The organism is Actinophytocola gossypii, assembly GCF_025165815.1.
Lineage (GTDB): Bacteria > Actinomycetota > Actinomycetes > Mycobacteriales > Pseudonocardiaceae > Actinophytocola > Actinophytocola gossypii.
This window is the reverse complement of sequence record NZ_JAFFZE010000020.1, coordinates 1-22,935: the sequence shown is the minus strand read 5'-3', so window position 1 is coordinate 22,935 and position 22,935 is coordinate 1. Positions and strand designations below refer to the sequence as shown.

Here is a 22,935-nt window from a genome sequence, read left to right as displayed (position 1 = left end):
AGCGCGCGCAGGCGCGCCAGCGCCGAGCACGTGACGAGGGAAGACGGCGCCTTAGCGGATGAGCGGAGCGACCCATTCATCACGGGACACGCACCGAGGGGATGTGGCGGGTGCCGATGCGGCGGCGGAACACCCAGTACGTCCAGCCCTGGTAGACCAGGACCGCCGGGGTGCCGAACGCCGCGACCCACGACAGCACGGTGAGCGTGTACGGGCTGGACGCCGTGTCCGCGATGGTCAACGAGAACATCGGGTCCACTGTGGACGGGAGCACGTTCGGGTGCAGTGCGCCGAACCAGGTCGCCACGGTCGCCGCGATCACCACCCCGAGCAGGGCGAACGCCTGCCCCTCACGACCGGCGGCCAGGCGCGTCCACGCTCCGACCGCGGCCGTGAAGGCCACCAGGAGCGGCAGCCACGTCCACGCGGAGCCCTCGCGCAGCTGCACCATCAGCAGCGTCAACCCCAGCGGCGCCAGGGCCAGCGGCGCGATCCGCAGCGCCAGCGAGCGCGCCAGCGCCCGCACCTCGCCCTCGGTCTTCAACGCCACGAACGCCGCGCCGTGCACCACCGCGAAGCCGGCGACCGCGAACGCGCCGATCAGGGTGTCCCAGCGGAACGCGGCGAACGGCGAACCGACCCGGTCGCCGTTCGCGTCGATCGGGAGGCCGAGCACGTTCCACGACAGCAGCAGCCCCACCCCCAGCGCGGCGACCGCCGAACCGGCCACGAGCACCGTGTCCCAGCCGGCCCGCCAGCGCACGGTGTCGACCTTGCCCCGGTACTCCAACGCCACCCCGCGCCCGATCAGCGCCAGCAGCACCAGCAGCACCGGCAGGTACGCCGCGCTGAACAGGCCCGCGTACCAGCCGGGGAACGCCGCGAACGTCCCGCCGACGGCCACGATCAGCCACACCTCGTTGCCGTCCCACACCGGGCCGATGGTGTTCAGCAGCACCCGCCGGCTCGGCTCGTCGCGGCCGAGTACGCGCAGCAGCATGCCGACGCCGAAGTCGAAGCCCTCCAGGAACAGGTAGCCCAGCCACAGCAGGGCGATCAGCACGAACCACACGGTCGCCAGGTCCATCGAACTCCCCGATCAGTAGGCGAACGACAGCACGTCGTCGTCCTCGGCGTCGTCCTCGGCGGTCTTCTCCGGCTCGGGGGGTGGGAGCACGGCCGCCACCCCGCCGCGCACGTACCGGCGGATCAGCACCACCTCCACCACCGCGAGCACCCCGTACACCAGCGTCAGCGCGATCAGCGAGGTCAGCACCTCGCCAACGGTCAGCCCGGACACGGCCTGCGCGGTGAACATCCACACACCGTCGACACCGGACGGATTGGGCGCGACGACGAACGGCTGCCGGCCCATCTCGGTGAAGATCCAGCCGAAGCTGTTGCCCAGGAACGGCGCCGCGATCCCGGCCAGCGCGAGCCGGGGGAACCACCGCGACTCCGGTACCCGGCCGCGCCGGGTCAGCCACCACACCACCACGCCGACCGCGGCGCCCGCCGCGCCGAACGCGATCATCAGCCGGAAGCCCCAGTAGGTGACCGGCAGGTTCGGCACGTAGTCGATCGGCTGCCCGGACAGCTCACCCAACCGCTCGTCGACCGGGTAGAACTCGCCGTACTCGGCCCGGTACCGCTCCACCAGGTCCTGGATCCCGGTCACCTCAGAGTCGAAGTCGCCGTTGGCCAGGAACGACAGCAGGGCCGGCACGGTGATCGAGGTGACGTTCTCGCAGTCCTGGCCGGCCAGGTCGCCGACCGCGAACACCGAGAAGCCGGCCGGCCGCTCGGTGTGGCACAGCGCCTCCGCCGCCGCCATCTTCATCGGCTGCTGGTCGAACATCAGCTTCGACTGCAGGTCCCCGCTGATCGCCAGGCCGCCGAACGCCAGCACCCCGACCACGGTCCCCAGCCGCAGCGACGACCGCCACACGTCGTCGTGCGCACCGTCCCGCCGCCGCCACAGGTGCCAGGCCGCGATGCCGACCAGGAACGCGCCGGCCACCGCGAGCGCGCCGGCGATCGCGTGCGGGAACGCCACCAGCACCGTCGAGTTCGTCAGCACCTCCCAGATCGAGGTCAGCCGCGGCCGCCCGTCCACCAGCTCCACCCCGACCGGGTGCTGCATCCACGAGTTCGCCGACAGGATGAAGTACGCCGACGCCACGGTGGCCAGCGAGAACGCCCACACGCAGGCCAGGTGCGCCCGCTTGGACAGCCGGTCCCAGCCGAAGATCCACAGCCCCAGGAAGGTGGACTCGACGAAGAACGCGACCAGCCCCTCCATCGCCAGCGGCGCCCCGAACACGTCGCCGACGAACCGGGAGTACTCGCTCCAGGCCATGCCGAACTGGAACTCCTGGACGATCCCGGTGACCACGCCCATCGCGAAGTTGATCAGCAGCAGCTTGCCCCAGAACTTCGTCATCGCCAGGTAGCGCCGGTTCCCGGTACGCACCCACGCCGTCTGCATGCACGCGACCAGCAGCGAAAGGCCGATCGTCAGCGGCACCATCAGGAAGTGGTAGACGGTGGTGATGCCGAACTGCCAGCGCGCGAGATCCAGTACGTCCACGTACCCACGGTCCCGCCCGAGGGGGTGTCCGCGGCAGGTCCGCCGGTCCCGGACCTCCGGGACCTTGGTCCCCCGTTACAATGGTGGCGCCTGAGGGGAGTAGTTCCCGCGTATGGCTTCGGCCATCCGGCGAGTGCGTCGACATACTGACCCGTTCCGGGTCCGGCGCCTCACCCGCTTGTCAGCGGGCGAACGAGACCTCCGGCCGGGTAGTAGGCATGCCCGGTCGGGGTCGTGCTGCCTCCGTCCGGGTTGGGACGGAGAGGAACCTGGTGGACCCCACACTGATCGCCCTGTTGACGGCCTTCGGCCTGGTCTTCGTGGTCGAGCTGCCGGACAAGACGATGGTGGCGACGCTCATTCTCACCACGCGGTACCGCCCGCTGCCGGTGTTCGTCGGCGTCACGGCCGCGTTCGCGATCCAGTGCGTGATCGCCGCCGCGTTCGGCGGCGTGCTCACCCTGCTGCCGGACAAGGTCGTGGCCGGCGTGGTCGCGGTGCTGTTCGGGCTGGGTGCGGTGCTGCTGCTGCGCGAGGGCTTCGGCAAGGACCACGACGCGGACTCCTCGGTGGACGGCGCCGGGCCGGGGACGGTGTCGTTCGTACGGGCGGCGCTGACGTCGTTCGGGGTGCTGTTCGCCGCCGAGTGGGGTGACGCGTCGCAGTTCGCGACCGCGGCGCTGTCCGCGCGGTTCTCCGCGCCGGTGTGGGTCGGGCTCGGTGCGTGGCTGGCGCTGGCCGCGGTGGCCGGGATCGCGGTGCTGCTCGGCGCGAAGATCCGGGAGCGGATCAAGCCGCACCTGGTGCAGCGGGTCGCCGGGGTGGTGTTCGCCGGGTTCGCGGTGTTCGCGCTGGGGCAGGTGGTCTTCTAACCTGAACGGGTGACGCGGCGGCCGATCGAGCCGGGGAGCCGGCTGTGGGCGGAGACCGGCCTGGTCACGTTCTCGCTGACCACCGGGGCGGCGTTCGCGCTGCAGGTGATGCACCCGGCGGTTGGCGCGGTGGTCGGCGAGCACTCGGTGTTCCGCACGGACGCGATCGGGCGGGCCAGGCGGAGCATCGCGTCGGTGATGACCTGGGTGTACGGCGGCGAGGCGGCGCTGGCCGAGGGCGACCGGCTGCGGGCGATGCACGCGCCGCTGCGGGCCACCGGACCGGACGGGGTGACCCACTCGGCGCTGGCGTCCGGGCCGTGGGCGTGGATCATCCTGACCGCGCCCTACGCGTACGAGACGTCGGCCAGGTACTTCTCCCGCCGCCCGCCGCGCCCCGACGAGGCGGCGGCGTTCTACGCGGAGGTCCGGCAGCTGATGCGGAACCTGCACGTGGCCGAGAAGGAGATCCCGCCGACCTACGAGTCCTACCGCGCCCGGTTCGACGACGTGCTGGCCCACACGCTGGTCGCGCACCCGACGGCGTACGAGTTCCTGCGGGCCACCCGCCGGATCCCGCCACCGCCCGGGTGGCCGGGGGTGCTGCGGCCGGTGTGGCGGGCGCTGGCGTACCTGCCGGGTCGGCTGCAGCACTTCGTCACGGTCGGCACGCTGCCGCCGCGGGCGCGGGAGATCCTCGGCCTGACCTGGACGGACGCCGACGAGCGCCGGCTGCGGCGACTGGGCCGGGTGGTCGGCCGGGTGGTGCCGCTGCTGCCGGAGCGGCTGCGGTACTTCCCGATCGCGTACGAGGCGCGCCGGGTGGAGCGGGCCCGCCACGCACTCGACCGGGCGCTGGCGCGACGGCCTAGGTAGCGCGCCGGTACTGCCCAGGGGCGAGGCCGTACTCGCGCTTGAACGCCTTCGCGAAGGCGAACTCCGAGCTGTAGCCGCACCGGGCGGCGACCGTTCGCAACGGCGCGTCGGACTCGCGGAGCAGGCGGGCGGCGGTGGTCATCCGCCACCACGTCAGATAGGCCAGGGGCGGTTGGCGCAGGGATGCCGGCCGGGCGATCGCGACGATCGTCCGGCACGAGCGCGCGTGGGGCCGCGCGTGGCACCCGCCGGCGATGTCCGACGCGCCACTGCGGAACGTGGTGAACCGGATGGCGGAGCTGGCCGGTCTGCCGGAACCGGAGCTGGTGCCGATGTCGGCCCTGGCCCTGCAGGAGGCGGCGCGGACCGACCCGATCATGGCCGAGGTTCCGGAGATGCAGTACCTCTACCAGCGTCCGGCGGTCATGGGTACGGCGCTGACCACTCGCACGTTCGGGCTCACCGCGACGCCGCTGGACGAGGTGCTGACCGAGATGGTGAAAGCCGCCTAGCGGAGGGCGTCGGCGACCGCGACGGCGGCGGTGCGGACGAGGGGGCCGACGACGTCGCCGTCCAGGGCGTGGAAGCTGACCACGCCGACACTGGCGCGCAGGCCGGGAACGCCGCGGACGGGGGCGGCGATGCCGGAGGCGCCGTCCTGGAGCTCGCCGGTGGTGGCGATCCAGCCGGGGTGCTCGTCGCGTAGGCCGATGGCCTTGCCGGCGGCGCCTCGGCCGAGCGAGTGGCGGGTGCCGACGCGGTAGGCGACGTGGTAGGTCGTCCAGGACGGTTCGATCACGGCGATGGCCTGGGCCTCGTCGCCGTCGGCCACGGTCAGGTGGGCGGTGGCGCCGACGGCCTCGGCCAGCTCGCGCAGGGCGGGCAGCGCGGCCAGCCGCAGCTGCGGGGTCACCCGGGCGGCCAGCCGGAGCAGGCCAAGGCCTAGGCGGACCTTCGAGCCGTCCCGGCGGACCAGGCCGCGCTCGGCCAGCGGCACCAGCAGCCGGTACACGGCCGCGCGGCTGGCGCCGATCGCCGTGGCCAGCTCGCTGATCGTCGGGGCCTCGGACTCGGCGTCGGCGACGGCCTGGAGCAGCGCGAGGCCGCGGTCGAGGGTCAGCGAGCTCTCCCGGCCATGGGAGGACGACCCCGCTGCCGGTGGGCGCGGGGTGGAGGGGATCGGCCGGGTGGGTCTGGACACGAGCGGCTATTCGTCCGCCGGGAGCACGGTGCCGGCGACCTCGGCGAGGCCGACGACGGAGCCGTCCGCCCCGGGGGCGGTCGCGGTGATGACGACGGTGTCGCCGTCCTCCAGGAACGTGCGGGTCACGCCGTCGGCCAGGGCGATCGGCTCGCGGCCGCCCCAGGACAGCTCCAGGAAGCAGCCGAGCCGTTCCCGCTCCGGCCCGGACACGGTGCCGGACGCGAACAGGTCGCCCGGGCGCACGGTGGCGCCGTTGACGGTCAGGTGCGCGAGCTGCTGGGCGCACGAGTACGCCATGTGGGCGAACCGGGGCCGGGTGACGACGGTGCCGTTCCAGGTCACCTCGAGCCGCAGGTCCAGGCCCCACGGCTGGTCCTCGACCAGGTACGGCAGCCGGGGGTGCCCGGGGTCGGGCACCGGAACGCGGGCGCCGGCCAGCGCTTCGAGCGGGGTCACCCAGGCCGACACCGAGGTGGCGAACGACTTGCCGAGGAACGGGCCGAGCGGTTGGTACTCCCAGCCCTGGATGTCGCGCGCGGACCAGTCGTTGACCAGCACGACGCCGAACACGTGCTCGGCGACGTCCGAGGTGGGCACCCGGGCGGTGACCGGGCCGCCGCAGACGAAGCCGACCTCGGCCTCGATGTCCAGCCGGCCCGACGGCCCGAACTTCGGCAGCGGGTCGCCCCGGCGCTGGCCGTGCGGGCGGACCACGTCGGTGCCGGAGACGACGACCGTGCCGGCGCGGCCGTGGTAGCCGACCGGCAGGTGGGTCCAGTTCGGCAGCAGCGGGTCGGAGTCCGGGCGCATGATGCGGCCGACGTTCTCCGCGTGGTGCCGGGAGGAGTAGAAGTCCACGTAGTCGGCGACGGTGAACGGGAGCAGCGCGCGCACCCCCGCGAGCGGCACCAGCTCCGCGCCGGCCGGGCGGTCGGCCGAGGTGACCAGCTCGGTGAGCCGGGCCCGCAGCGCGCTCCACTCCGCGCGGCTCGCGGCGAGCAGCGGGTCCAGGGAGGTACCGGTGACCAGGTCGGCCAGCTCCCCCAGCGCACCGGCGACCGAGGCCAACGGCAGCGCGTGGTCCCCCACCCGCACCGCGACCCGCGGCCCGGAGCCGTCGTCGACGACCCCGTACGGCAACGTCTGCGGCCCGAACGGCCGGTCCCGCGTGAAGGCGGGGTCCTCGATCCAGGTAGCTGAATTCATGGTTCGCTGCGTTCCTCCGCTACCCACCGGCTTCCCTCGTCACGTGCTCGGCGCTGGCGCGCCTGCGCGCGCTCCTCAGTCCAGCCGGTGGACGCTCCGTCACTTCGCTCACAGCAGTCCGAGTTCCTCGAGGTCGGTCACCGGGTCGGTCAGCGAGCAGGAGCCGTAGGAGGCGAACATCGCGCGGACCGCGAGCTGCTCGTCCTCGGTCAGGGCCTGGGCCTCGGCGGCCAGCGCCTTGCCGTCGGTGGACTCCAGGGCCTCGTGCACCTCCGGGCCGACGCCGCCGGTTGCGTTCACCCGGGCGGTCGCGACCAGCAGGTTCAGGAACCCGTGGTGGGTGAACCCGGTCCCGTCGTCGGTGTGCCGGACGGCGTTGTGCAGGCCGGCGGTGGCCTTGAACGACGCGTTGCCGGCACTGATCACCGACAGGAAGTCGGCGACCTCGCCGGTGGTCGGGAAGTTCTCCTGGGACAGCCCACCACAGCGGATCTTGGGCCAGCTGCCGTGCTCGATCACCCGCTGGAGGCCGTCCAGCCAGCCAACCCCGCCGCGCCGGGGCTCGATCACCCGGATCACGTCCTCCGGCACGAACTCCGACACCCGCTCCAGCCACACCTCGTCCACGTCGGTCGGCGCGGGCATCTCCACCATCCGCAGCGCCAGCAGCTCCGCGCGGGACTCGACGATGGACAGCGCCTTGGGCACCCCGCCCAGGCCGGTGTCGATGACCAGCGAGAGCTCCACCGGGCGCGGCGGCTTCACCTTGATCAGGTCGGTGATCAGCTCCGGCAGCCGGGACGCCGGGCACAGGAACAACCCGACCAGATCGGACCGGTCGTTGGTTCTCCCGTCCAGGTGCATCCGCACGGCTTCGGGCATGGCGGCATTGCCCGGCGGGAACAGAGCGGCGTCGTCGACGAGTCGCGCGAGTAGGGGAGGAACATCGCGTTGACCTTGCGGGGGCACGGGTGCGGCGCTTGACACGGCTGACACGCTAGTAGCGTATCGGCAACTGAACAAAGACGTTCGACATGCGGACACTCGGAGGGGCGATGCCTTACTACCGCAGCGTCGGAGAGATCCCCCGAAAGCGGCACACGCAGTTCCGCTCCCCGGAGGGTGGGCTCTACGCCGAGGAGCTGATGGGCGTGGAGGGTTTCTCCTCCGACTCGGCCCTGCTCTACCACCGCCATCTGCCGACCGCGATCGTGAACGCCGAGGTCGTGCCGGACCATCGCGGCCCCCTCACGCCGAACCACCCGCTCAAACCGAGGCACTTCCGCAGCCAGGACCTCAAGGCGAACGGCGACGCCGACGCGGTGACCGGGCGGCGCACGCTGTTCGGCAACAACGACGTGACCATCGCGTTCGCGGTGGCGACCGCGCCGAGCCCGCTGTACCGCAACGCCGCCGGTGACGAGCTGCTGTACGTGCAGACCGGTTCGGCGACCGTCGAGACGGTGTACGGCACCCTCGACGTCGCCGAGGGTGACTACGTGGTGGTCCCGACGTCGACGACCTACCGGGTGCTCCCGCACGGCGAGACGCGGCTCTACGTCCTGGAGGCCACCGGGCACATCGGCCCGCCGAAGCGGTACCTGTCGGCCAAGGGCCAGTTCCTCGAGCACTCCCCCTACTGCGAGCGCGACCTGCGCGGGCCCGGCGAGCCGCTGCTGGCCGACGGCACGGACGTGCCCGTACTGGTCCGGCACCGCGCCGGGCTGACCAGGATGACCTACGCCAACCACCCGTTCGACGTGGTCGGCTGGGACGGCTGCCTGTACCCGTGGGTGTTCAACATCCGCGACTTCGAGCCGATCACCGGCCGGGTGCACCAGCCGCCGCCGGTGCACCAGACGTTCGAGGGCCCGAACTTCGTCGTCTGTTCGTTCTGCCCGCGCAAGGTCGACTACCACCCGCTCGCGGTCCCGGTGCCCTACAACCACGCCAACGTCGACTCCGACGAGCTGATGTTCTACGTCGGCGGGGACTACGAGGCACGCAAGGGCTCCGGCATCGGGCTCGGCTCGCTGTCGCTGCACCCGTCCGGGTTCACCCACGGCCCGCAGCCGGGCGCGGCGGAGGCGTCGCTCGGCGCGGAGCGGTTCGACGAGACCGCGGTCATGGTCGACACGTTCCGCCCGCTCGACCTCGGCGAGGCCGCCGCCGACTGCGAGGACCCCGGGTACGCCTGGTCCTGGTCCGGTCGCGGCCCGAACGGGTGAGATCCACGCGATTGTCATGTTTCGACCCGATCCAGTGATAACAGGCGGCTAGCCCGCACCGATGCTCCGGACAAGTTCACCCGGTCGGGGCAGTCTGGATAGGGGTCGTCCGTTGCGTCGTCCGTTACTTCGTGCCCGCCTGGCCGGGCCACTCGCGGTCTGCCTGGCCGCGGGCTTCGTCACCACCGCGGTGTCCACCACCACCGCGGTCGCCGCGGTCCCACCCGGGTTCACCGACACCGTCGTGATCAGCGGCCTGTCCAACCCGACCAACGCGGCGTTCGCGCCCGACGGCAGGCTGTTCGTCACCGAGAAGCGCGGCTTGGTCAAGACGTTCGACTCGATCGCGGACACCACCGCGGCGGTCACCGCCGACCTGCGGCCCCAGGTGCAGGACTTCTGGGACCGCGGCCTGCTCGGCCTGGCCGTCGACCCGCAGTACCCCACCCGGCCGTACCTGTACGTGCTCTACACCCACGACGCCATGCCGGGCGGCACCGCGCCCCGCTGGGGTGACCAGTGCCCGAGCCCGCCCGGCGCGACCGAGGACGGCTGCGTGGTCACCGGCAGACTGTCCCGGCTGACGATCGGCGCGAACGGCGTGGCCACCGGCGGCGAGCAGGTGCTGCTCACCGACTGGTGCCAGCAGTACCCGAGCCACTCGATCGGCACCGTGGCGTTCGGCCCGGACGGCGCCCTCTACGTCGGCGGCGGCGACGGCGCCAGCTTCAACTTCGCCGACTGGGGCCAGCGCGGCAACCCGTGCGCCGACCCGCCGAGCCCGGCCGGGGTGAACCTGTCGCCGCCGGACGCCAGGGGTGGCGCGCTGCGGTCGCAGTCGGTCCGCCGCCCGGCCGGCGAGCCGGTCTCGCTGGACGGCACGATCAGCCGGATCGACCCGGACACCGGCGCCGCGATGCCCGGCAACCCGTTCGCCGGCCACCCCGACCCGAACGCGCGCCGGGTGGTCGCCTACGGCATGCGCAACCAGTTCCGGTTCGCGTTCCGCCCCGGCACCGACGAGATCTGGGCCGGCGACGTCGGGTGGAACGTGTGGGAGGAGATCAACCGGATCCCGGACGCCACCGACGGCGTGGCGGAGAACTTCGGCTGGCCGTGCTTCGAGGGCACCGGGCGGCAGTCCGGCTACGACGGCCCGAACCTCGCCCTGTGCGAGTCGCTGTACGCGGGCGGCGGGCAGACCGCGCCGTACCACGCCTACCGGCACGCCGACCGGGTGGTGCCCGGCGACGGCTGCCCGACCGGCGGCTCGTCCATCAGCGGCATCGCGTTCGAGACCGACAGCGGCTACCCGTCCGCGTACGACGGCGCGCTGTTCTTCTCCGACAGCTCCCGCGGCTGCATCTGGGCCATGCAGACCGGCGCGAACGGGCTGCCCGACCCGAACCGGATCGTGCCGTTCGTGACCGGCGTGAACATCCCGGTACAGGTGCTGACCGGCCCGGGCGGCGACCTGTACTACATCGCGCTCGGCGCGGGCGAGCTGCGCCGGGTGAGCTACCCGACCGGCTCGAACCGCGCCCCGACCGCCGTCGCCACGGCCGACCCGACCTCCGGCGCAGCGCCGCTCGCGGTGACCTTCAACGGCCTCGGCTCGTCGGACCCGGACGCCGGCGACACCCTGACCTACGCCTGGGACCTCGACGGCGACGGCGCCCACGACGACTCGACGTCGCCGCAGCCGCAGTGGACGTACGTCAGCCAGCAGGCCGTCGACGTGAGCCTGCGGGTGACCGACGAGGACGGGCTGAGCGACACCGACACGGTGCGGATCACCGTCGGCGACCCGCCGAGCCAGGACCCGGTGGTCACGATCGACGACCCGACCACGGCGCTGCGGTGGGCCGTCGGCCAGACCGTGCCGTTCTCCGGCCGGGCGGGCGACGCGCAGGACGGCGACCTGCCGGCCTCGGCGCTGCACTGGCAGCTGACGCTGCAGCACTGCACGTCGCCGACGAACTGCCACGAGCACGACGTGCAGTCCTTCGACGGGGTGGCGTCCGGCAGCTTCGTGGCGCCCGACCACGAGTACCCGTCGTACCTGGACCTGACGCTGACCGCGACCGACTCGGACGGCAACACGGGTTCGGCGACCGTGCGCCTGGACCCGAGGACGGTGGAGCTGACGTTCACGTCGAGTCCAAGCGGCGCGGAGCTGACGGTGGGTACGGTGACCGGCACGGCGCCGTTCACCAGGACGCTGATCGTGGGGTCGAACAACTCGATCGTGGCGCCGACCCCGCAGCGGCTGTTGCTGGGGCTGCGGTTCCGGTTCGCGAACTGGTCGGACGGCGGGGCGCGCAGTCACAACATCGTGGCGCCGTCGGCCGCGACCACGTACCGGGCGAACTACCAGCTGTGCCTCTTCACCTGTTGACCGAACTTAGGTTAGCCTAAGTGACGTGACGGACCGACCGCCGATCCCCGGCGCCGACGAGCGCGCCAGGACCATCGCCGCGCGCGGACCCGCGACCCTGTTGCCGCCCGGACAACAGGAGCGGGTCGCGCCGCTGCTGCACCACGTGCACGCGGACGCGACGGTGACGGTCCTGCTGCCCGACGGGCACCCGCTGGCCGGCGAGGTGACCGTGGTCGAGCTGGTCGACCTGGCCCCGGTGCCACTGCGCGAGCCGGCCCGCGGGCTGCTGTGGATCACCGGCCGGCTGGCGGCGCTGCCCGAGCCGGACGCGCGGGCCAGGGCCGTCGAACTGGCCGCCGAGAAGCCCGACCCGCGGCTGCTGGACCTGGGCCACGGCGCGACGATGCTGACGATGGAGCCGCTGTCCATGGTGGTGGCCGACCCGGACGGCACCCACCCGCTGACCCCGGCCGCGTTCGCCGAGGCGGAGCCGGACCCGTTCTGCCACCAGGAGGCGGGCTGGCTGCGGCACCTGGAGCTGTCGCACACCGACGTGCTGCACACCCTGCGCCGCCACCTGCCAGCGGACCTGCGCGGCGGTGACCTGCGACCGCTCGGCCTGGACCGCCTCGGCCTGCGCCTCCGCGTGGAACTGATCGACGGCGACCACGACGTGCGCCTGGCGTTCGAACGCCCGATCACGACCCAGCGGGAGCTGTCCGTCGAACTGCGCCGGATGGTCGGCTGCCCGTTCCTCGCCGCGACCCCGGGCGGGCAGCCCTGATCAGGCCAGCTCGGGTGGGAAGCCGCCGGTGGCGATGGGGCCCCAGCGGGTGATGGTGACGCGGATCAGGCACTTGCCCTGGCGGCGCATGGCCTCGCGGTACTCGTCCCAGTCGGGGTGTTCGCCGGAGATGACGCGGAAGTAGTCGACCAGGGGTTCCACGGCGTCGGGGAGGTCGACGACCTCGGCGGTGCCGTCCAGCTGGACCCAGGCGCCGTCGAAGTCGTCGGAGAGGATCAGGGCCGAGACGGTGGGGGTACGGCGGACGTTGCGGGTCTTGGCGCGCTGCGGGTAGGTCGCGACGACCAGGCGACCCTCGGTGTCCAGGCCGCACGTCACCGGGGACAGCTGGGGGGTGCCGTCGGCGCGGGTGGTGGTCAGGACGGCGTGGTGGCGGGGGCGGACGAAGTCCTCCATGGCGGGGCGGTCCACCCGGTCGGTGGTGGCGATTCTCGGCACCCGACCACTCTACGACGCCCGGTAGCGTGCGGCCGGTGAACACGTTGCGAGCCTGGCTGGCACCCGTGCGGCCGACGACACCGGTCGCCGATCCGCGTGAGCGGCGGGCGATCGTCGTCGAGCTGGTGATCGTGTTCACCGTGACGCTCGGGCTCGCGGGGCTGCGGAGCCTGCTGTCGCTGCTCGACTCGCTGTTGCGGCCGGAGCCGCTGAGCGAGCAACGGGTCGCGATCAACGTGCCGCAGGCGGAGCTGGGGCTGCTGGACCTGTTGCGGCAGCTGCTGGGGGCCGCCCAGCTGTTCGCCTGGGGTGCGCTCGGGGTCTACCTGCTGTGGCGGACCGGGATCCGGCTGCGGGAGATCGGGCTGGACCGGGAGCGTCGGGGGAAGGACGTGCTCGCCGGTGCGGGGCTCGCCGCGTTGATCGGGGTGCCCGGGCTCGGGTTCTACTTCCTCGCCAGGGCGGTGGGGGCGAACCTCACCGTGCTGCCGTCGACGTTGGACGACAGCTGGTGGCGGCCGATCGTGCTGACGATCGCCGCGGCCGCGAACGCGTGGGCGGAGGAGGTGCTCGTCGTCGGGTACGTGCTCACGCGGTTGCGGCAGTTGGGGTTCGGTGAGAACGCCTCGCTCGTCCTCGCGGCCGTGGTTCGGGGGTCCTACCACCTGTACCAGGGGTTCGGCGGGTTCCTGGGGAACGTCGTGATGGGCCTGGTGTACGGGCGGTACTGGCAGCGCACCAACCGGCTCTGGCCGCTGGTGGTCGCCCACACGCTGATCGACGTGGTCGCCTTCGTGGGGTACGCGTTGTTGCGCGATCACCTCGGCTGGCTGCCTTAGGGCACGATGGATCCCGATGGGCGACCTCGACGAGTACCGCAGGAAGCGCGATCCGGGACGCACCCCGGAGCCCGTGCCGGCCGAGGGCGCCCTGCCGACCGGCAACGACGACACGTTCGTCATCCAGGAGCACCACGCGACCCGGCTGCACTGGGACGTCCGGCTGGAACGGGACGGGGTGCTGGTGTCCTGGGCGGTGCCGAAGGGGCTCCCGGACGTGCCAGGCGACATCCGGCTGGCGGTGCACACCGAGGATCACCCGATGGAGTACGCCACGTTCTCCGGGACGATCCCGAAGGGTGAGTACGGCGGCGGGCGGATGTTCATCTGGGACCGGGGGCGGTACGAGACCCTGAAGTGGTCCGATCGCGAGGTCGCGGTGGTGTTCCACGGCGAGCGTGCCCGCGGCCGGTACACGTTCTTCCGCAGCGGCCGCGACGGCAAGGACTGGATGGTCCGGCGCTCGGAGCCGCCCGCGGACCCGACGTTCACGCGGCTGCCGGAGCTGGTCGAGCCGATGCTGGCCTCGCCGGGGACGCTGCCCACCGCGGACGACCCGGACGACTGGGCCTACGAGTTCAAGTGGGACGGGGTGCGCGCGCTGGCCAGGGTCGAGGGCGGCCGGCTGACGCTGCACTCCCGCAAGGGCAACGACATCACCGTCACCTACCCGGAGCTGCGGCTGCTCGGCGAGGAGCTCGGCGCCACCCAGGTGTGGCTGGACGGGGAGATCGTCGCCATGGTCGACGGGCGGCCGAGCTTCCCCGCGCTCCAGCAGCGCATGCACGTGCAGAACGACCGGCAGGCCCGCAACCTCGCGAACGCCGTGCCGGTCACCTACCTGGTCTTCGACGTCCTCCACCTCGACGGGCACTCCTGCCTGGACCTGCCCTACGCCCAGCGGCGGGAGCTGCTGGAGGCACTGGAGCTGCGCGGGCCGCACTGGAACACCTCGCCGAGCTTCGTCGGCGACGGTCCGGCGGTGGTGGAGACCGCGCACGACCAGGAGCTGGAGGGCGTGATCGCCAAGCGGCGGTCGTCCCGGTACTACCCCGGCCGACGGTCCGCCGACTGGGTGAAGATCACCGAGGTGCTCACGCTCGAGGTGCTCATCGGCGGGTGGCGGCCGGGTGAGGGCCGGCGCTCGGGGATGATCGGATCGCTGATGCTGGGCGTGCCGACCGACGGCGGCGTGCGTTACGTCGGCCAGGTCGGTACCGGGTTCACCGACGAGGCGCTGGACGCGCTGCTGCGCAGGCTCACACCACTGGTCCGGGACGGCTCGCCGTTCGCCGACGAGGTGCCGCGCGACCGGGCGAAGGGCGCGACCTGGGTGTCCCCCGAGGTGGTCGGCGAGGTCGAGTTCCGCAACTGGACCCCGGACGGCCGGCTGCGGGCACCCTCCTGGCGTGGGCTGCGGTCGGACAAGGACCGCGCCGACCTGGAGCCGGAGCCACTGCCGGACGCCGAGCCCGAGGAGCCACCGATGGTCGAAGAGGACGTGGACGACGGCGAGCCCCGGCCGCAGAACGTGCTGGTGGAGGTCGAGGGCAGGCGGCTGCGGCTGTCCAACCTGGACAAGGTGCTGTACCCGGAGGCCGGGTTCAGCAAGGCTCGGGTGATCGACTACTACAGCCGGATCGCGCCCGTGCTGCTTCCCCACCTGCGGGACCGCCCGGTGACCCTGCGGCGCTGGCCGGACGGGGTGACCGGGCAGCCGTTCTACGAGAAGAACGCCGCCCGGCACGCGCCGGAGTGGATCCGGCAGGTGCGGGTGGAGACGCCGGGCAGCACCCGGGGCAACGAGACGCTGGACTTCGTGGTGCTCGCCGACCTGCCGTCGCTGGTCTGGTCGGCCAACATGGCCGCCCTTGAGCTGCACATCCCGCAGTGGACCGTCGACGCCGACGGCGAGCGGCGCACCCCCGACCTGCTGGTGTTCGACCTCGACCCCGGCCCGCCGGCCACCATCGTCGAGTGCTGCCGGGTGGCGCTGCTGCTGCGGGACGTCCTCGCCGGCCACGGCCTGACCTCGGTCGCCAAGACCAGCGGCTCGAAGGGCATGCAGCTGTACGCGCCGATCACCACCACCGCCGCGGAACGCACCTCGGAGTACGCGAAGGCGGTCGCCGAGCACCTGGCGCGCGAGGACCCGAAGCTCGTCGTCGCCCGGATGGCGAAGGACCTGCGCCCGCGCAAGGTGTTCATCGACTGGAGCCAGAACAACCGGTACAAGACCACGATCGCGCCCTACTCGCTGCGCGGCCGGGAGGCGCCGACCGTGTCGACCCCGATCACCTGGGACGAGGTCGCGGCCTGCCGCCATCCCAACGACCTGGTCTTCACCAGCGACGACGTGCTGGAACGGGTCGAGGCACACGGTGATCTGCTGGCCCCGCTGCTGACCGGCGACCGGCCTCCGCTGCCGGAGGCCTAGGTACGCTCGCCGGGTGACGACCGCACAACCAGCATCCGACCTGGCCGCGCACGACCTGCCGGCCCCCAGGGTGGACAGCGAGGTGGGGCCGCTGCGCGCGGTCCTGCTGCACCGGCCGGGCGCAGAGCTCAAGCGGCTGACCCCGCGCAACAACGACCAGCTCCTGTTCGACAGCATCCCGTGGGTCGACCGCGCCCAGGAGGAGCACGACGCGTTCGCCGAGACGCTCGTGTCCCGGGACGTCGAGGTGATGCTGCTGGCCGACGCCCTGGTCACCGCCCTGACCGACGAGCGCGCGCACGCCGCGGCCGCCGACACCGCCGTGGACCGCCGCCGGGTCGGGCACGAGCTGGCCGACGCGCTCGGCTCGCACCTGTCCGGGCTGGACGCCGCCGGCCTCGCGGACGTGCTGACCGCCGGCATGACGTTCGAGGAGCTGCCGGCCGCCGAAGGCGCGTCGCTGGTGCGTCGGATGCACCACCCGCACGACTTCGTGGTCGACCCGCTGCCGAACCTGCTGTTCACCCGCGACTCGTCGGTGTGGATCGGCAACCGGGTGGCGATCGCGTCGCTGGCGATGCCGGCGCGGAACCGGGAGACCGCGCTGCTGGACCTGATCTACGCCTACCACCCGAGGTTCCGGGCCGCCGGTCGCGCGTACGGGGCGCACTCCGCGCCGGTCGAGGGCGGCGACGTGCTGCTGCTGGCCCCCGGCGTGCTCGCGATCGGCGTCGGCGAGCGCACCACCCCCGCGGGCGCGGAGTCGCTGGCCCGGTCGGTGTTCGCCGACGGGCTGGCGCACACGGTGCTGGCGGTGCCGATCGTGCAGGACCGGGCGACGATGCACCTGGACACCGTGTGCACGATGGTCGACCGGGACGCCGTCGTGATGTACCCGGCGGTGCGGGACACGCTGGTCGCCTACCCGCTGCGCCCCGGCACCGACGGCGGCGTCGCGGTGTCCGGACCGGTGCCGTTCCTGGACGCCGCCGCCGAGGCCATGGGCATCGACCGGCTGCGGGTGATCGACACCGGCCTCGACCCGGTGACCGCCGAACGCGAGCAGTGGGACGACGGCAACAACACGCTCGCCGTCGCCCCCGGCGTGGTGGTCGCCTACGAGCGCAACGTGGAGACCAACGAGCGGCTCGAGGCCGCCGGCGTCGAGGTGCTCCGGATGAGCGGCTCGGAGCTGGGCAGCGGCCGGGGCGGCCCCCGGTGCATGTCCTGCCCGATCACCCGCGCCGCGCTCTGAGGATCAGGGACCGTCCAGCGGCCTGGTCTGGTTCAGGGTGGGCCCGTCGTCGGGGTCGGGCGGCTCCGGCGGCCCGTCCGCCCCGTCCCCGCCCAGCGGCTCGGTCTGCCTCAGGGTGGGCATCTCCATGTCGGGCAGGTCCGGCGGCGCGGGCGGGTCGTCGTCGCCGCAGCCCGCGAGGGCCAGCACGGCGGCCGCCCCGGCCAGCATGGTGCCCACTCGATAGGTGATCGTTCGCATCTCTCGGGTTCCCCTCGGTCATCGATGGTGCCGGGAGAACGATGCCGCCGCCGCTTTCGGCGTGCTTTCATGCCGGCGAAAGTCGCCAGTCGGGGTTGAGGCGGTGGTAGATGGCCATGGCGTCGAAGTCGGTGTCGCCGATGGGGAACGCGTCCGGCTCGGTGGCGATGTGGACGTAGCCTGCGCGTTCGGCCGCGTACCGGGAGGCGGTGTTGCTCGCCGCGGTCAGCAGGGAGACCCGGCGTAGGCCGAGGCCGCCGTCGGCCGTCGGCCGGAACGTCCACTCGGTCATCGCGGTCAGGGCCTCGGTCAGGTAGCCGCGGCCGCGGGAGTCGGGGTGGATCTTGTAGGCGGGCTTGGCCTCCGTGTCGTCGACGCCGCCGAGGTCGTGCAGCTGGAGGTGGCCGACGAGGCGGTCGGTCGTCCGGTCGGCGATCGCCCACTCGTAGCGCTCCCCGGCGGCGCAGGCCTCCCGAACCCGGTGCAGCGCCTCCGCGCCGGAGCGCAGCGCCCGCACCGCTGCGACCCGGCCGCTGAAGTGGCGGGACCGCTCGTCCCGCAGCAGTTCGGCGAAGCGGTCGGCGTCGGCGTCGGCGAACGGGCGCAGCCGGAGGCGGTCGGTCTCCAGCGCCGGGGGTGAGATCCACTCGTGCCGGGGCGCCAGCTCCTCGCCGAGGCGGACGGAACCCACCCAGGCGTCCTTGCGCTCGCCGCGTTGCAGCAACAGGGCGGGGACCGTGCCGTCGAAGCTGAAGCCGCTCGCCCACGCGACCCGGCGGGAGGCCCAGTTGCCGACCTCGGCGTACCAGGTGATCACCTGCAGGCCCTGGGTCTCGAACCCCCAGCGGGCAAGCAGCCGGACGGCGGTCGCGCCGACCCCCCGGCCGCGCACGCCCGGATGCAGGCCGAACGCGACCTCCGCGACGTCGTCACCTCGGATGCGCAGGCTCACCGTGCCGCCGAACCGGCGGACGCCGTCGGCGTGCGGGGCCTCGACGGCGAACGCCAGCTCGCTGCCGTCGGTCCAGCACGCCGGGACGATCTTCGTCACGAAGTGCACGGCGTCGTCGCGGGAGTACGGCACCGGGACCGTGGTCCAGCGGATGCTCAGCGGGTCGGTGCACTGACCCATCAGCGTGTCCACATCGGACAACGCGTGGGCGCGCAGGGTCACCTCGCCGTCGGTGAGGATCGGGACGTCGTCGGGGAAGACGTGGGTGCCGGCCATCCCCATATCGTCGATGGCCGGCACCCCGGTCGCAACGCCTTTACCGCAGGCCGGGTACGCCGTCCAGCACGGTGAACCGCTCGTGCACGCCCAGCGTGACGTCAACCGGGTCCGGCGCCGACACCGACGACACCCGCATGAACTCGGCGGACAGCTCGGAGGCGTTCGCCGTCACCCGCACGTAGCCGCGCTGGTTGCCGACGTAGTTCAGGTGCGGGCCGTTTTCCACGTAGTCCGGCGGCGGGTCGCTGGACCCCGGGTCGCCGCCGGAGGTGACCGACGACGTCACCAGCTCGGCCCCGACGTACGGCGAGTCGGTGTCGAAGTAGTCCAGCCGCAGCGAGTTCGCCCAGTGCCGGTGCACGTCACCGGTGAGCACCACCGGGTTGCGCACCTGCCGGTCCACCCAGCCCTGGGTGATCCGCCGCCTCGACGCCTGGTAGCCGTCCCACGAGTCCTCGCTCAGGTCGCAGGTGGACTCCGCGCCGTCGTCGTCCCGGGAGGCGAAGAACACCTGCTGTCCCAACAGGTCCCAGCGGGTACCGCCCTGCGCGAGGCCGTCGAGCAGCCACTGCTCCTGCGCGGCCCCGGTCAGCGTGCGGTCCTCGCGGCGGATCTCGTCGCAGTCGGCGCTCGGGGCCTGCTTCCACCGGTACTGCCGGGTGTCCATCATGTGGAAGCGGGCGAGTGTGCCCCACTGGAACCGGCGGTACAGCGGGATCGCCGGCGACGTCGGCTTCATCGCCTTGGGCAGCGGCATGTTCTCCCAGTACGCCTGGAACGAGGCCTGCTTGCGGGTCGCCGGCCAGCCGGAACCGTCGCCCCACCAGTTGTTCGCCAGCTCGTGGTCGTCGAACACCACCAGCCAGGGCGCCGCGGCGTGCGCGGCCTTGAGGCCGGGGTCGAGCTTGGTCTGGGCGTACCGCAGGCGGTACTCGGCGAGGTTGTCCACCTCGTCGAAGTCGACGTAGCCGCGGACGGTGTCGTCCCGGCCGGACTGCTTCTCGTACATGTAGTCGCCGAGGAACAGCACCAGGTCCGGGTCGTCCTGGGCCATGAAGTGGTGCGCGTGGTACCAGCCCTCCTCGAAGTGCTGGCAGGACGCCATCGTGAACTTCACGCTCGACGGCGTCGAGCCGGCCGCGGGCGCGCTGCGGGTGCGACCGACCGGTGAGATGAACCCGTCGGCGCGGAAGCGGTAGAAGAACTCCGCGCCCGCCTGGAGCCCCTTCGGCTCCGCGTGCACGCTGTGCCCCTCGCCGGGGACCGCCTGCTCGGTGCCGCTCGCGACGACGTTGCCGAACGCCTCGTCGGTGGCGACCTCCCACTCCACGGCCACCGTCCGGTCGCCCATCCCGCCGCCGATGTCCAGTGGCTTTGGCGCGAGCCGGGTCCAGAGCACCATGCCGTCGGACCGCGGCTCGCCGGACGCGACGCCGAGCCCGAACGGGTCGCCGGCGGCGGCTCGCGGGCGGGACGAGGCCGCGCCGGCCAGGTTGGGCACCGTGACCGCCCCGGCGGCGGCGAGGCCGGAGACGATGAACAGCCTTCGGTTCAGCTTGGTCATGAGGACCGCCTCCTCAGGCGAGGTCGGTGATGGTGGGGCCGCAGGTGTTCTGCAGGATCTCCTTGGGGCCGTGTTCGCCGAGGCAGGCGCGGTAGGTGACCCAGCTGCCCTCGGCGAACTCGAGGTTCGCGGTGACGGTGCTGCCGTTGCCGTTCGGGTTCCAGATCAGGTGCGGGCCGGACCCGTCCGGCAGCCAGTACATGGCCACCGCGGAGTGGCCGTCGGGGTCCTGGTCGTAGACCTTGAACACCTCCCCGTAGGACTGGAAGGTGACCCGGCCGGCACAGCCGCTGCCCGAGGTGCACCGCTCGCTGTCCGCGCTCGCGGTGGCGCCGCCGGCCAGCAGGAGCGCACCGGTCGCGAGGGCGACCAGCGCGGACCGACGCAAGACTGCCATGTGCTTCCTCCCTGCTGTTGTAGTTGGGTAATTACACACAGACAGAGCTGGAGCGTAACGCAGAACCATCGATTTAGGAATGCCTTACCTGAATTGCATTAGAGATGCCTTGCCTAAAATTGCACGGAATGGCAGTCGCATCTATTCTTGGGTATTATGAAATTCATGGCGAAGACGAGCAACCTTTCGAAGTTCCATTCCATGCTGTCCGAGCAGGTTCGGCACGAGTTCAACGCATCACAGCAGTACGTGGCGCTGGCGGTGTGGTTCGACGGGCAGGACCTGCCCCGTCTCGCCAAGCACTTCTACCGCCAGTCGCTGGAAGAGCGGAACCACGCGATGATGATCGTGCAGTACCTGCTCGACAACGACGTTCCGGTGACCATTCCCGGCATCGACGACGTCCGCAACGACTTCTCCGCCGCCGCCGACCTGATCGAGCTGGCGCTCACGCAGGAGAAGGAGGTCACCGAGCAGATCATCAAGCTCGCCAAGACCGCCCGCGACGAGGACGACTACAAGGGCGAGCAGTTCATGCAGTGGTTCCTCAAGGAGCAGGTCGAGGAGGTGGCCCAGATGACCACGCTGCTCAACGTGGTCCGCCGGGCCAACGGCAACCTGTTCGACATCGAGAACTACCTGGCCCGCGAGACCGTCGGCGACGAGGGCAACGACCCGCTGGCCCCGCGCGCGGCCGGTGGCGCGCTGTAGGCGGTTCGCCCGCTGGTCAGCCGGCGTTGTTCCGCGCGTCGCCGATGCGCGCTAGAAACGCGGCATGACCAACGAGCGAGGGTTGACCCGGCGGACGCTGCTGCGCGCCGGAGGTGCGGGGGCCGTCGGCGTGGCGGCCACCGGACTGGTCGGGCCGGGGGTGGCGTTCGCGCGCCGCGGGCGGCCGGTGCTCACCCACGGGGTGCAGACCGGCGACGTGACCAGCCACGGCGCGATCCTGTGGACCAGGGCCGACCGGCCGGCGCGGATGCTGGTCGAGGTGTCCCGGGACCCCTCCTTCCGGCACGCCCGCCGGCTGCGTGGCCCGGTCCTCACCCCGGACACCGACGGCACCGGCCGGCTGCGGCTCGACCACCTGCCGCCCGGCTGCGAGGTGCACTACCGGGTCGTCGCCGAGGACCTCGACGGGCGGGGCCGCGGTGAGCCGCTGGTCGGCTCGTTCCGCACCGCCCCGGTCGGCCGCGCGGACGTGCGGTTCACCTGGTCCGGGGACGTCGCCGGGCAGGGCTGGGGCATCAACCCGGACATCGGCGGGATGACCGCCTACCGGTCCATGCTCGCCCGCCGCCCGGACTTCTTCCTGCACAGCGGCGACACCGTGTACTCCGACGGCCCGCTGGCCGAGTCGGTCACGCTGCCCGACGGCCGGGTGTGGCGCAACGTCGTGACCGAGGCGAAGACCAAGGTCGCCGAGACCCTGGACGAGTACCGCGGCCAGTTCGCCTACAACCTGCTCGACGAGAACGTGCGGGAGTTCGCCGCGCGGGTGCCGTCGGTGGTGCAGTGGGACGACCACGAGGTCACCAACAACTGGTACCCCGGCGAGATCCTGGACCTGCCCGAGTACACCGAGAAGCGGGTGGACGTGCTGGCCGCGCGCGCGTTCCGGGCGTTCCACGAGTGGCAGCCGATCGACCGGCGCCGCGCGGTCGACGGGCGGGTGTACCGCAGCTTCCGGTACGGCCGGCACGTCGAGGTGTTCGTGCTGGACATGCGGTCGTACAAGGACGCCAACACCTCGTCCCGGACCGAGCCGGGGGTGGTGCTCGGCGCCCGGCAGGCCCGCTGGCTGGAGCACGGGCTGGCCCGCAGCTCGGCGACCTGGAAGATCGTGGCGGCCGACCTGCCGATCGGGCTGACCGTGCCGGACGGTACGGACATCGAGGGCGTAGCCAACGGCCTGCCCGGCGCGCCCGGCGGCCGGGAGCACGAGCTGGCCGGGGTGCTGCGGGCGCTGGCCCGCCGGCGGGTGCGCAACGTGGTGTGGCTGACCGCGGACGTGCACTACACGGCCGCGCACCACTACTCCCCCGACCGCGCGGCCTTCACCGACTTCGACCCGTTCTGGGAGTTCGTGTCCGGGCCGCTGCACGCGGGCGCGTTCGGGCCGAACACGCTCGACCCGACGTTCGGGCCGGAGGCGGTGTTCACGCACGCGCCGCCGAGGGCGAACCTGTCGCCGCTGGAGGGTTACCAGCACTTCGGCGAGGTCGACGTGGACGGCGGCACCGGCGACCTGACCGTGCACCTGCGCGACGGCCGCGGCGAATCGCTCTGGTCGACGACCCTGCGCCCGAGGTAACCGCGTTCCGGCCGTGGGGGCGGGCGCGCCGGCCCCCCCCGCACACACAACCACCCCCC

General features: G+C 72.4%; 21 protein-coding genes and 1 pseudogene. 11 read left to right on the top strand and 11 right to left on the bottom strand.

Annotated features, from left to right (window positions below):
- Positions 1-79: 79 nt before the first annotated feature.
- On the bottom strand, positions 80-1,087 hold the full coding sequence (cydB, locus tag JT362_RS26515; RefSeq protein ID WP_260194493.1) for a cytochrome d ubiquinol oxidase subunit II: 1,008 nt from the start codon (positions 1,085-1,087) through the stop codon (positions 80-82).
- 12 nt (positions 1,088-1,099) lie between these two features.
- Positions 1,100-2,590 (bottom strand): cytochrome ubiquinol oxidase subunit I, encoded by a 1,491-nt coding sequence (locus JT362_RS26510; protein ID WP_260194492.1) that lies wholly within the window; start codon positions 2,588-2,590, stop codon positions 1,100-1,102.
- A gap of 284 nt (positions 2,591-2,874) precedes the next feature.
- On the opposite strand from JT362_RS26510, the gene JT362_RS26505 reads away from it, so the two are divergent.
- Positions 2,875-3,462 (top strand): TMEM165/GDT1 family protein, encoded by a 588-nt coding sequence (locus JT362_RS26505; protein WP_260194555.1) that lies wholly within the window; start codon positions 2,875-2,877, stop codon positions 3,460-3,462.
- 9 nt (positions 3,463-3,471) lie between these two features.
- The gene (locus JT362_RS26500) at positions 3,472-4,338 is read left to right on the top strand and encodes an oxygenase MpaB family protein (RefSeq protein WP_260194491.1); all 867 of its coding nucleotides are present in this window, start codon (positions 3,472-3,474) and stop codon (positions 4,336-4,338) included.
- Here the strand turns inward: JT362_RS26500 and JT362_RS26495 are convergent.
- Positions 4,331-4,513 (bottom strand): annotated as a pseudogene (locus JT362_RS26495) (helix-turn-helix transcriptional regulator); the annotation flags it as partial. The gene JT362_RS26500 and the pseudogene JT362_RS26495 sit on opposite strands and share 8 nt — an antisense overlap.
- A gap of 79 nt (positions 4,514-4,592) precedes the next feature.
- Between JT362_RS26495 and JT362_RS26490 the strand changes: the two are divergent.
- Positions 4,593-4,850: a Rossmann-fold NAD(P)-binding domain-containing protein gene (locus JT362_RS26490; RefSeq protein ID WP_260194556.1), complete on the top strand. Its 258-nt coding sequence runs from the start codon at positions 4,593-4,595 to the stop codon at positions 4,848-4,850.
- On the opposite strand, the gene JT362_RS26485 is transcribed toward JT362_RS26490, so the two are convergent.
- From JT362_RS26485 to JT362_RS26475, 3 genes are all read right to left on the bottom strand, one after another.
- Positions 4,847-5,518, bottom strand: a complete 672-nt coding sequence (locus JT362_RS26485; RefSeq protein ID WP_260194552.1) for a helix-turn-helix domain-containing protein — start codon at positions 5,516-5,518, stop codon at positions 4,847-4,849. The two genes, JT362_RS26490 and JT362_RS26485, sit on opposite strands and share 4 nt — an antisense overlap.
- Positions 5,519-5,545: 27 nt before the next feature.
- The gene (gene fahA / locus JT362_RS26480; protein WP_260194490.1) at positions 5,546-6,748 is read right to left on the bottom strand and encodes a fumarylacetoacetase; all 1,203 of its coding nucleotides are present in this window, start codon (positions 6,746-6,748) and stop codon (positions 5,546-5,548) included.
- 108 nt (positions 6,749-6,856) lie between these two features.
- Positions 6,857-7,630 carry a hypothetical protein gene (locus JT362_RS26475; protein WP_260194489.1) on the bottom strand — a complete coding sequence of 258 codons (774 nt, stop codon included), beginning with the start codon at positions 7,628-7,630 and terminating at the stop codon, positions 6,857-6,859.
- A gap of 173 nt (positions 7,631-7,803) precedes the next feature.
- On the opposite strand from JT362_RS26475, the gene JT362_RS26470 reads away from it, so the two are divergent.
- The 3 genes from JT362_RS26470 to JT362_RS26460 all read left to right on the top strand — a co-directional run bounded on the left by JT362_RS26470 (position 7,804) and on the right by JT362_RS26460 (position 12,140).
- The gene (locus JT362_RS26470) at positions 7,804-8,976 is read left to right on the top strand and encodes a homogentisate 1,2-dioxygenase (RefSeq protein ID WP_260194488.1); all 1,173 of its coding nucleotides are present in this window, start codon (positions 7,804-7,806) and stop codon (positions 8,974-8,976) included.
- A 112-nt stretch (positions 8,977-9,088) separates the two neighbouring features.
- A complete protein-coding gene (locus JT362_RS26465; protein WP_260194487.1) occupies positions 9,089-11,374 on the top strand; it encodes a PQQ-dependent sugar dehydrogenase in 2,286 nt (761 codons plus the stop codon).
- A 25-nt stretch (positions 11,375-11,399) separates the two neighbouring features.
- Positions 11,400-12,140 carry a DUF2470 domain-containing protein gene (locus JT362_RS26460; RefSeq protein ID WP_260194486.1) on the top strand — a complete coding sequence of 247 codons (741 nt, stop codon included), beginning with the start codon at positions 11,400-11,402 and terminating at the stop codon, positions 12,138-12,140.
- Here the strand turns inward: JT362_RS26460 and JT362_RS26455 are convergent, their stop codons facing one another.
- On the bottom strand, positions 12,141-12,599 hold the full coding sequence (locus tag JT362_RS26455) for a PPOX class F420-dependent oxidoreductase (protein WP_260194485.1): 459 nt from the start codon (positions 12,597-12,599) through the stop codon (positions 12,141-12,143).
- Between the two features lie 35 nt (positions 12,600-12,634).
- On the opposite strand from JT362_RS26455, the gene JT362_RS26450 reads away from it, so the two are divergent.
- The 3 genes from JT362_RS26450 (at position 12,635) to JT362_RS26440 (ending at position 17,130) form a co-directional block, all read left to right on the top strand.
- Entirely contained in the window at positions 12,635-13,438 is an 804-nt protein-coding gene (locus JT362_RS26450; protein ID WP_260194484.1) for a CPBP family intramembrane glutamic endopeptidase, read from the top strand.
- A 16-nt stretch (positions 13,439-13,454) separates the two neighbouring features.
- Positions 13,455-15,875 (top strand): DNA ligase D, encoded by a 2,421-nt coding sequence (ligD, locus tag JT362_RS26445; protein WP_260194483.1) that lies wholly within the window; start codon positions 13,455-13,457, stop codon positions 15,873-15,875.
- Positions 15,876-15,945: 70 nt separating this feature from the next.
- The gene (locus tag JT362_RS26440; RefSeq protein ID WP_260194551.1) at positions 15,946-17,130 is read left to right on the top strand and encodes an arginine deiminase; all 1,185 of its coding nucleotides are present in this window, start codon (positions 15,946-15,948) and stop codon (positions 17,128-17,130) included.
- Between the two features lie 3 nt (positions 17,131-17,133).
- Here the strand turns inward: JT362_RS26440 and JT362_RS26435 are convergent, their stop codons facing one another.
- The 4 genes from JT362_RS26435 to JT362_RS26420 form a co-directional block, all read right to left on the bottom strand.
- On the bottom strand, positions 17,134-17,370 hold the full coding sequence (locus tag JT362_RS26435) for a hypothetical protein (RefSeq protein ID WP_260194482.1): 237 nt from the start codon (positions 17,368-17,370) through the stop codon (positions 17,134-17,136).
- Between the two features lie 67 nt (positions 17,371-17,437).
- On the bottom strand, positions 17,438-18,598 hold the full coding sequence (locus JT362_RS26430; RefSeq protein ID WP_260194480.1) for a GNAT family N-acetyltransferase: 1,161 nt from the start codon (positions 18,596-18,598) through the stop codon (positions 17,438-17,440).
- Between the two features lie 40 nt (positions 18,599-18,638).
- Entirely contained in the window at positions 18,639-20,165 is a 1,527-nt protein-coding gene (locus JT362_RS26425; RefSeq protein WP_260194479.1) for an alkaline phosphatase D family protein, read from the bottom strand.
- 13 nt (positions 20,166-20,178) lie between these two features.
- Positions 20,179-20,562 carry a hypothetical protein gene (locus JT362_RS26420; RefSeq protein ID WP_260194478.1) on the bottom strand — a complete coding sequence of 128 codons (384 nt, stop codon included), beginning with the start codon at positions 20,560-20,562 and terminating at the stop codon, positions 20,179-20,181.
- Positions 20,563-20,727: 165 nt separating this feature from the next.
- Here JT362_RS26420 and JT362_RS26415 point away from each other — a divergent pair, with 165 nt between their 5' ends.
- Entirely contained in the window at positions 20,728-21,273 is a 546-nt protein-coding gene (locus JT362_RS26415) for a ferritin (RefSeq protein WP_260194477.1), read from the top strand.
- Positions 21,274-21,337: 64 nt separating this feature from the next.
- Positions 21,338-22,876: an alkaline phosphatase D family protein gene (locus tag JT362_RS26410; protein WP_260194476.1), complete on the top strand. Its 1,539-nt coding sequence runs from the start codon at positions 21,338-21,340 to the stop codon at positions 22,874-22,876.
- The last annotated feature ends 59 nt before the right edge of the window (positions 22,877-22,935 follow it).

What these genes read in the sequence shown, in the direction of transcription:
- JT362_RS26430 (WP_260194480.1), bottom strand. Translation starts at nt 18,598, where the DNA reads ATGGCCGGCACCCACGTCTTCCCCGACGACGTCCCGATCCTCACCGAC.
- cydB (WP_260194493.1), bottom strand. Translation starts at nt 1,087, where the DNA reads ATGGACCTGGCGACCGTGTGGTTCGTGCTGATCGCCCTGCTGTGGCTG.
- fahA (WP_260194490.1), bottom strand. Translation starts at nt 6,748, where the DNA reads ATGAATTCAGCTACCTGGATCGAGGACCCCGCCTTCACGCGGGACCGG.
- JT362_RS26475 (WP_260194489.1), bottom strand. Translation starts at nt 7,630, where the DNA reads ATGCCCGAAGCCGTGCGGATGCACCTGGACGGGAGAACCAACGACCGG.
- JT362_RS26410 (WP_260194476.1), top strand. Translation starts at nt 21,338, where the DNA reads ATGACCAACGAGCGAGGGTTGACCCGGCGGACGCTGCTGCGCGCCGGA.
- JT362_RS26435 (WP_260194482.1), bottom strand. Translation starts at nt 17,370, where the DNA reads ATGCGAACGATCACCTATCGAGTGGGCACCATGCTGGCCGGGGCGGCC.
- JT362_RS26415 (WP_260194477.1), top strand. Translation starts at nt 20,728, where the DNA reads ATGGCGAAGACGAGCAACCTTTCGAAGTTCCATTCCATGCTGTCCGAG.
- JT362_RS26470 (WP_260194488.1), top strand. Translation starts at nt 7,804, where the DNA reads ATGCCTTACTACCGCAGCGTCGGAGAGATCCCCCGAAAGCGGCACACG.
- ligD (WP_260194483.1), top strand. Translation starts at nt 13,455, where the DNA reads ATGGGCGACCTCGACGAGTACCGCAGGAAGCGCGATCCGGGACGCACC.
- JT362_RS26420 (WP_260194478.1), bottom strand. Translation starts at nt 20,562, where the DNA reads ATGGCAGTCTTGCGTCGGTCCGCGCTGGTCGCCCTCGCGACCGGTGCG.
- JT362_RS26490 (WP_260194556.1), top strand. Translation starts at nt 4,593, where the DNA reads ATGTCCGACGCGCCACTGCGGAACGTGGTGAACCGGATGGCGGAGCTG.
- JT362_RS26425 (WP_260194479.1), bottom strand. Translation starts at nt 20,165, where the DNA reads ATGACCAAGCTGAACCGAAGGCTGTTCATCGTCTCCGGCCTCGCCGCC.